This is a genomic window from Spirochaetaceae bacterium (genome assembly GCA_009784515.1).
Classification (GTDB): Bacteria; Spirochaetota; Spirochaetia; order WRBN01; family WRBN01; genus WRBN01.
Map to the genome: position 1 here is coordinate 1 of WRBN01000124.1, position 3104 is coordinate 3104.

A 3104-nucleotide genomic window follows, 5' to 3' on the forward strand; every position below is an offset into this window, starting at 1 on the left:
AAGCGGCAGTAGTGTGTTTATTATGGGTAGTTTTAGCAACTGGGACCCGTTTATCTTCCCCCTTACCGAGGTTGAGCACGGTGTTTTTAGGGTGGCTATCCCTTTAAATGCTGGTACTTATCATTATGCCTTTTTAGTAAATGGCCGCCGGATAACCGACCCGGCCAATTTTAATCAATATACTTTTCGCAGCAGCGGTCAGCTGGTTAGCCAAATAGTTGTACCGCCGGTTAGCCGATGAACCTTATCCTCCTTAACGAAACCGAGCTTACCAACGGTATCTCCTGCCATGATGAACGCGGGCAGCATATCCTTAAAGTTTTAAAGCTTAAGGCAGGCGATAGCTTTAAAGCCGGTCTGCTTAATGTTAGCGTTGGGTTGGCCACAATTACTAACATTGATGGTGGTATCCGCTTTAACTATCAAGCAACCAATAAAGCCGAAGAGCCTTCTTTACAACCCTTGCCCCTTATTTTGGTGTTAGGTATGGTTAGGCCGTTAGTTATGCGCCGCCTGCTGCGTGATATGACGGCTTGTGGTGTTAAGGCTATTTATATTTATAATGCCGAAAACGGCGAGCGCGGTTACGAGACCAGTTCGTTATGGAAAGATGATAGTTATTTAAATGATGTAAAGGCCGGTTTAATGCTGGCCGGTACAGTTATTATGCCCAGCATTAAACGTTTTAACAGTTTGCGCAGTGCCTTAAACGAAGCTAAAGCTAACAACGTGGTAGCTATGCACCCTTTAGCTAGCCGCAGTACTAAAGAGCTGGCGCAGCTTAGCGGCTTAACGGCCTTAGTAATTGGTAACGAACGCGGCTTTACCGAGCGTGAGCTAATGGCTTTAAATTTTTTTAATGCCGGCCAATACACAATGGGTAGCCGCATTGTACGTACCGAAACGGCCTGTGCGATGGCGATGGCTTTAGTGATAGATAGGTTATAATTAGGTTTGCCTTAAATTATTATAAGTTATTTGCCGTTGTTACAACATTTTACCTATAACAGACAGACTGAGGTTATTTACTCCTGCCCTTGTTGTAGCTTTTTTAATTCCTGTTCGTTTAAGCCAGTATTTTTTGCTATAAGCTGCATAGATACTCCATCTGCTAAAAGGTTGCGAGCTAATGTTTTGATACCTTCTTTGATACCTTCTTTGATACCTTCCTCCCGTGTTTCTTCTAAACGAACTTCATAATATTTATCCCAATCCCAAGTTGTTGTAAGCATATTAAATACCTCCGAACTATGTGTTTGTAAAAATTCTTTCAGTATATTATTACTGACGCAATATTTTATTGCTTCATTAAAAGCGTCTTCTTTAGTTAGCCCTTCCATCTTTCCTTCTTCAATCTTGGCTATAAAGGCACTATAATCGGATAAATTTTTACTTTTATTTACTATATCAATGTTACGGCCATAATTAATATTTATTACTTTTATTTCCAACTCAAGATGGATAAAGTTATCACCGTAATCAGCAAAACTTTCGGAAAGCTTAAGGATTTTTTCGTCTTCCAACATAGGCGCTAAGCCATTATAGAGTACGAAAAATTGTGGTCGTGGTATCGTTATGCGGCTTGCTCTATAAATATTTTTATCATCGCTAAATATTTTCTCGTAAAGCCGTGCTGCATATAAAAACATACGAAGCGGCATATTTTTATTAATAGTAGATTGATGCTCGATAAGCACAATTAATTGTCCATTAACTTCAAAAGAAATATCATTAATACGCTCCATAAATAATACATCTTTAAGGGTATTTATGATTATTGGGACATCTTTAGTTATTTTAGTCCCAGTTAAAGCAAAATAAAGCTCACGAAGTTTTGTTTCATCATTAAAAAGAAATGTAAAAACACTGTCTTTGGGGGTATTAGTCGTTTTAGGCTTATCCATAGTTATAGTATAAAATTATTTAAGGTTTTTGTCAACGAATGTGTTTTAATGTATATATTATTATAATTATATTTTAGAGTGTAAAAAAATTAACTCAGATAATTATTAACTGGGTTAATAGTAAAATTTAAAATACTATAAATTGTTATTGCCGCGTAAAAATATACTCGGGAGCGATGCCTAAAGTTCCCATTCCGTCTCTAATAACTGTAAAGGCCGGTTTAATGCCGGCCAATACACAATGGGCAGCCGCATTGTACGTAGCGAAACGGCCTGTGCGATGGCGATGGCTTTAGTGATAGATAAACAAAACCTATCTTAAGTTTTACTTTAAGATAGGTTAGTTAATATAATTACTAGTAATTTAAATAAATAGCTTATTGCCTTCTAAAAGTGCCAAACGGAATGCTGGTGCTATTAAGCATTAATTGAAGCGAGTCGTTATCACTGCTAAGCTCTAGGTGGGTTGCAGCTCCAAAAATACTTTGCCAATCGGCTGCCGAACCCGAAGTTTGGGTTAAGGTTACTCTTCTGCCGTCTCTAGCATAGGTAGCCGTAAAATTTTCTCTCCCGTCAGGTATAATGGTTACGGTGTTACCGCTGCCAAATACTAAATCATCATACACTCCCATTATGCTTCGCCTAAAGGTAGAATCGGCCAGTGGGTTGCCGCTGTTGCCGCTGTCTTTATCGTTACTACAGGCAAATAAAGCCAAAGCCACTATTAACATTAAAGCATATAATTTTTTGCTTTTCATAAGAAAAATCCTCTATTTTTATTTAAATTTTTGTCCGAACGTTCTAAATGATATGTTATAATACAATTAATAATTTGTCAAGAGGGTTTTAAGTAAAATTATACTATAAATATCTTTACTGAATTATATTTATCTATAATTGCGGCGGTAATCTATTATAAGTGGCAAGCTTTGTTTTGCATAAACAAAACCCATCTCAAATTAAGCTTTAAGATGGGTTTAAAGTGATTATTAACTAAATTAACAGTAACTACGGCAGGTATTATTGCCTTGTAAAGGTCATGCCGGCAGCAGCGCCGGTGCCGGTAAGGGTATTGTTGTTATTGCTAATAGTAAATCTAAAAGCTTCAACGCCCATTATAGTAAGCCTTAAAGTATCGCCGCTTACACTATAACTATAACTGGTATTACCACCAATATTAAGAACAACGCTATCGCTGCT

The 3104-nt window shown here is 37.4% G+C and carries 5 protein-coding genes; 2 read left to right on the forward strand and 3 right to left on the reverse strand.

Features of this window, described 5'->3' with window-relative positions; all coding sequences use genetic code 11:
- Together FWE37_09435 and FWE37_09440 are read left to right on the forward strand one after the other, a co-directional pair.
- Positions 1-241: glycogen-binding domain-containing protein (locus FWE37_09435; protein ID MCL2521201.1), on the forward strand; the 241-nt coding region annotated here is incomplete at its 5' end.
- Positions 238-948 carry a 16S rRNA (uracil(1498)-N(3))-methyltransferase gene (locus FWE37_09440; GenBank protein ID MCL2521202.1) on the forward strand — a complete coding sequence of 237 codons (711 nt, stop codon included), beginning with the start codon at positions 238-240 and terminating at the stop codon, positions 946-948. The genes FWE37_09435 and FWE37_09440, both read left to right, overlap by 4 nt.
- 77 nt (positions 949-1025) lie before the next feature.
- On the opposite strand, the gene FWE37_09445 is transcribed toward FWE37_09440, so the two are convergent.
- From FWE37_09445 to FWE37_09455, 3 genes are all read right to left on the reverse strand, one after another.
- Positions 1026-1904, reverse strand: coding sequence for an Rpn family recombination-promoting nuclease/putative transposase (locus tag FWE37_09445; GenBank protein MCL2521203.1), 879 nt, complete (start codon positions 1902-1904; stop codon positions 1026-1028).
- 377 nt (positions 1905-2281) lie between these two features.
- Positions 2282-2662, reverse strand: coding sequence for a hypothetical protein (locus FWE37_09450; protein MCL2521204.1), 381 nt, complete (start codon positions 2660-2662; stop codon positions 2282-2284).
- Positions 2663-2924: 262 nt separating this feature from the next.
- Positions 2925-3104: hypothetical protein (locus tag FWE37_09455; protein MCL2521205.1), on the reverse strand; the 180-nt coding region annotated here is incomplete at its 5' end.

What these genes read in the sequence shown, in the direction of transcription:
- FWE37_09450 (MCL2521204.1), bottom strand. Translation starts at nt 2,662, where the DNA reads ATGAAAAGCAAAAAATTATATGCTTTAATGTTAATAGTGGCTTTGGCT.
- FWE37_09440 (MCL2521202.1), top strand. Translation starts at nt 238, where the DNA reads ATGAACCTTATCCTCCTTAACGAAACCGAGCTTACCAACGGTATCTCC.
- FWE37_09445 (MCL2521203.1), bottom strand. Translation starts at nt 1,904, where the DNA reads ATGGATAAGCCTAAAACGACTAATACCCCCAAAGACAGTGTTTTTACA.